At 66.2% G+C, this 4,532-nt stretch carries 5 protein-coding genes and 1 pseudogene; 1 reads left to right on the forward strand and 5 read right to left on the reverse strand.

Annotated features, from left to right (window positions below; all coding sequences use genetic code 11):
- From QOC69_RS21550 to QOC69_RS21565, 4 genes are all read right to left on the reverse strand, one after another.
- Positions 1-467 (reverse strand): ABC transporter ATP-binding protein (locus QOC69_RS21550; protein ID WP_526443363.1); only part of this gene is annotated, 467 nt, incomplete at its 3' end.
- Complete coding sequence (locus tag QOC69_RS21555; RefSeq protein ID WP_526443365.1) at positions 464-1,282, reverse strand: ABC transporter permease; 819 nt, start codon at positions 1,280-1,282, stop codon at positions 464-466. The genes QOC69_RS21555 and QOC69_RS21550, both read right to left, overlap by 4 nt.
- Positions 1,270-2,181 (reverse strand): ABC transporter permease, encoded by a 912-nt coding sequence (locus QOC69_RS21560; RefSeq protein ID WP_526443367.1) that lies wholly within the window; start codon positions 2,179-2,181, stop codon positions 1,270-1,272. The genes QOC69_RS21555 and QOC69_RS21560 overlap by 13 nt, the downstream gene beginning before the upstream one ends.
- A 9-nt stretch (positions 2,182-2,190) precedes the next feature.
- A complete protein-coding gene (locus tag QOC69_RS21565) occupies positions 2,191-3,345 on the reverse strand; it encodes an ABC transporter substrate-binding protein (protein ID WP_526443369.1) in 1,155 nt (384 codons plus the stop codon).
- A gap of 211 nt (positions 3,346-3,556) precedes the next feature.
- Here QOC69_RS21565 and QOC69_RS21570 point away from each other — a divergent pair, with 211 nt between their 5' ends.
- Positions 3,557-4,318 (forward strand): GntR family transcriptional regulator, encoded by a 762-nt coding sequence (locus QOC69_RS21570; protein WP_526443371.1) that lies wholly within the window; start codon positions 3,557-3,559, stop codon positions 4,316-4,318.
- Here the strand turns inward: QOC69_RS21570 and QOC69_RS21575 are convergent.
- Positions 4,293-4,532 (reverse strand): annotated as a pseudogene (locus tag QOC69_RS21575) (HD family phosphohydrolase); the annotation flags it as partial. The gene QOC69_RS21570 and the pseudogene QOC69_RS21575 overlap by 26 nt on opposite strands.

Below are 4,532 nucleotides of genomic sequence, written 5' to 3' on the forward strand. Positions count from 1 at the left end.
AGCACGCTGGGCTCCATGGCCAGCGCGCGCGCCAGGGCGACGCGTTGTTGCTGTCCACCGGAGAGCTGGTGCGGGTAGCGATCGCCCACACCGGGCAGGCCGACGAGCTCGAGAAGCTCGTCAGCGCGGGAATGTCGTTTGGCGGCAGCGACTTTGCGCATGCGCATGCCGAATCCGACATTGTCGCGTGCGGAGAGGTGCGGAAAGAGGCTGTAGGACTGGAACACCATGCCGGCGTCGCGCCGGTTGGCGGGCACCTTCGTGATGTCCTTGTCGTTGACGATGACGGCACCGCTGTCGGGCCGCTCGAAACCGGCAACGCAGCGCAGCGCCGTGGTCTTGCCGCACCCCGAGGGTCCGAGCAGGGCGACGAGTTCACCCGCCTCGATGGTCAGGTCCAGGTCGTCGAGTGCCACCAGATCGCCGAAGGCACGGCGGAGTTTCCGGAGCTCCACTCGTGAGGTCATGTGCGTTTCCTTCCCACGCCGGATACGACGAGTAGCAATGCCCAGGTGACGATCAAGCTGAGCAGCGAGACTGCAACGGACAGTTGCGCATTCGCCCCCGAGATCGTGACGATCCACACCGCGAACGGCCGAAAGCCAAGCAGTACGGCGACGGTGTACTCGCCCAACACCAGCGCCAGGGTGAGGAACGCCGCGCTCGCGATGGACGTGCGCAGGTTGGGCAGGATGGTCCTGAACATCACGGTGGTCCAGCCCGCGCCGAGATTGCGGGCGGCCTCCACCAGCGTCTTCACGTCGATGGCACGGAGACCGGCGTCCAGCGAGCGGTAGACGAACGGCGTGGCCAGCACGACATAGGCGAGTACGAGGACGATCGGAAAACTCGGTTTCTGGATCGCGATCAGCGTCGCCCAGAACGGGGTCGATGCCAGTTGATCAGGTGCCCAACGCAATACGGTGCTGATGCCCGCGACGAAGGTGATCGGCGGCACCACCAGTGGCAGTGTGCAGACCACTTCGAGCACCTGACCGAGCCTGGGGGCGCCGAGTCGGACGGCGAGCATGGCGGGCAACATCAACGCCAGCACCACGACGATGGTCGTGACGCCCAATCCCAGTGACATGAACAGTGATTGGGTGAACCCATCGGACGTGAGGATGTCGCCATAGGTCGCGAACGAGAATCCGGTGGCGTCGTTGTGGATGGTGAACCAGAAGGACGCGGCCAGCGGTACCAGGAAGTACACCGCCGAAATTGCGAGTACGCCTGCGCGCCCGAGGCCAGGCCGCCGGATCGCGGTCGTCATTCCAGCCATCGGGAGCTCCTATTCCGCAGTGGCAGGTAGATCGCCATCACGAGCCCGGCGACGATGACCATGTCGAGGCTCAACGCCAACGCCAGGTTCTCGTGCCCGACGAGGACGTTGCCGGACAGCGCATCGGCGATCTGCAGGGTGACGAGCGGAACGGTGGCACCCACCATGGCCGCCGCGGTGGCGTAAGCGGCGAACGAGCCACCGAACAACAACACCATGCCACCGATCAGGGCCGGTGTCAGCACGGGGATGCCGACGTGGCGCCAGTACTGCCAACCGCTGGCGCCGTTGTTGAGGGCGGCCTCCCGCCACTGCGGGCGCAGGCCGTCCAACGCAGGCGTCATGACCACCACCATCAGCGGAATGGAGAAGTACAGGTAGACGATGGCCAGTCCCCAGAACGTGTACAGGCTGAACCCCGTGCGGCCGAGACCGAACATCGTCGTGAGCAGTCCCGCATTGCCGAGGGTGGCAATCCAGGCGAAGGCGAGCGGAACGCCACCGAAGTTGGCCAGCACGCCGGATGCCGTCAGCACTGCCTCACGAAGGAAGGTTCCCCTCGACGCGACGACTGCCTGAGCGAGGAACGTGCCGAGCACGCCCCCGACGACGGCGACGAACGCGGAGAGTTTCACGCTGGCCCACAATGCGGTGCGGTACGCGCCCTGCAGGCTTTCGGTCATGTTGTCGATACCGAGACGCGAGGTGTTGTTGACCGGGTCCTCGACGGTGAATGCCCCGATCAGCACGGCGATCGCGGGGATGCCGAACGCCAAAGCAAGGAACAGCAGCAGCGGCAGTGCCGCCAGCCAGGACCGGGACGCCTGCCCGGTTTTCTTGCGCGCCGGCCCGGCGGTCTTGTCCGGGCCGGGCGCAATGGTGGGTGTGGCTATTGCCATCGGGTCAGGTCACCCGGCCATGGCGGCGGCCCAGCCATTGGCAAGGGCGTCCTTGGCCTTGGCCGCCTGTGCCTCGCTTGGGAACTTGGGCGTGCCCTCGACCTTGGGCAGCTTGGCCGCCGCGGCGGCGTCGACGGTGCCCGCGGCGGTCATCGCGGCGAGCGTGGCCGGTCGCGCATAGCCCTTCAGCCAGAGGTTCTGGCCGTCGGGGCTGAACAGGAACTCCTGCCACAGCCGTGCGGCGGCCGGATGCGGCGCGTCCTTGTTGATGGCCTGCGAGTAGTACTGCGCGAAGATTCCGTCGGCGGGAACGGCGACCTTCCAGTCGACACCCTTGCCCTTGAACTCGTCCGCATAGCCGACGTTGAGGTAGTCCCAGTCGATGCTGATCGGCGTCTCGCCCTTCTCAACGGTCGCAGGCGTCGACTCAACCGGGTTGAAGTTGCCCGAGGCCTTGAGCTTGCCGAAGAACTCGATGCCCGGCGTGATGTCGTCGAACGAGCCACCGTTGGCCAGCGCGGCAGCGTAGACGCCTGCGTAGGCGGAACCGGACTTGGTCGGGTTGCCGTTCAGGGCGACCTGGCCCTTGTACTCGGGCTTGAGCAGATCCGCGAACGTCTGCGGGCACACCTTGACCTTGGCGGCGTCGCAACCGATCGACACGTACCCGCCGTAGTCGTTGACCCACTTGCCGTCCGGGTCCTTCTGCTCGGCGGGGATGCTGTCCCACGTCGCGACCTTGTAGGGCGCGTACAACCCCTCCTGGGCGCCGCTGGCGGCGAATGACTGCCCGAGGTCGAGGACGTCGGGTGCGCGGTCCTGACCCTTGCGCGTCTTCACCGCGTTGATCTCATCCGAGCTCGACCCGTCCGGGTTCTCGTTGTCGATCTTGATGCCGTACTTGTCCTGGAACGTCTTGATGATCTCGGCGTAGTTGGCCCAGTCCGGCGGCAGCGCGATCGTGTGCAGCGTGCCTTCCTTCTTGGCTGCCTCGACCAGCTTGTCCAGTCCGCCGAAGTCGGCGACGGACGTCGCGGTCTTGGCGTCGGCGCCCCCTGCCGAACCGGTGGAGCTTTGCGGGGCCGAGCCGCACGCGGCCAATAGGGCGCAGGCCAGGGCGGCTGTGGTGGTGAATGCTGCAACTCGGGTTCGGGATGCGAACACGACGTCTCCTCGTCGCTCGGCGGTGTCTAACTTGGGATGTCCAACTTGGCTGGACAAGTCGGGGAATAGTAAGCACGAACCACGTGTACGGGAGGCTAAATCGGCATTACGTATTCGCGCTGAAACCCCGAACAGTAGAGCCGCTTTCGCAGCTCTGCGGTCGTGGCAAAGTGTTACCGAGCCGCGGGTTCCGCGTTGGTACGCTGACCGCGTGAGCCAGTCAGCCGAGCCGGCCGCACGATATCGCCAGATCGCCGCCGATCTCGTAGATCAGATCACCGCGGAGGCGTACGGAGACGGGGCTCCGCTGCCATCGGAAAGCGAACTGGCCGCGCACTACGACGTGTCGCGGGGAACGATCCGGCAGGCCTTCGCTCAGCTGCGTGCCGACGGCGTGGTCTCGTCACGCCGCGGAGCCCGCCGAACCGTACTGGCGACGCCTCGGCTGCAGAGCTTCGTGGAGTTGACGAGTTTCTCGAGGTGGGCCCGCGCGGCAGGCGAGATCCCCACCAGCCGTACGGTCGCGCTGGAGTTGCGCCGGGCCACCGAGGATGAACGCGACCAGCTCGAACTCGCCGACGGCGCCAAGGTCTACCACTTGACCAGGGTTCGGCTGCTCAACGCCGAACCGGTGATGATCGAACGCACCGCGTACATCGAACGCGTCGGCGCGGTGCTGCCAGGAATCCAGTTGGACACCGAATCGATCACCGATCGGCTCGACGAACTCGGCGTAGTGCTGCATGCGGCCGTGCACACCATCGATTCCATCCCTGCGACCGCAGCCGACGCGCGGTTGCTCGACGTGCGGCCACGGACGCCGTTGCTACGAGAGCGCAGGCGCACCACGGACCCGAGTGGTGCGCCGATCGAATGGTCCGACGACCGCTACCGCGGCGACGCCGTCGCGTTCACGGTGCGCAATTCCCGTGACGTGAGCAATCTGGTCAAGCAGGCGCCGCGACCGCACTGACCGCCGCGGCGAAGTCGTCGAACGCAGGCGTATGTGCGTTCGCGTCCTTGGCCATGTCGTCCCACCGGCGCAGCGGGATCGCGTCGGAGAAGTACGGCGACCCCTCGAACGCCTTCTGTTCCGCATCGGTCATCGGTCCGCCCTGCAACCTCAGCGTGTACACCGATGCGTCGGACAGCGCGCCGATGTAGGCAGGGTCGACGGCGCAGAGGTA

The organism is Mycobacterium sp., from assembly GCF_032162105.1.
Lineage (GTDB): Bacteria > Actinomycetota > Actinomycetes > Mycobacteriales > Mycobacteriaceae > Mycobacterium.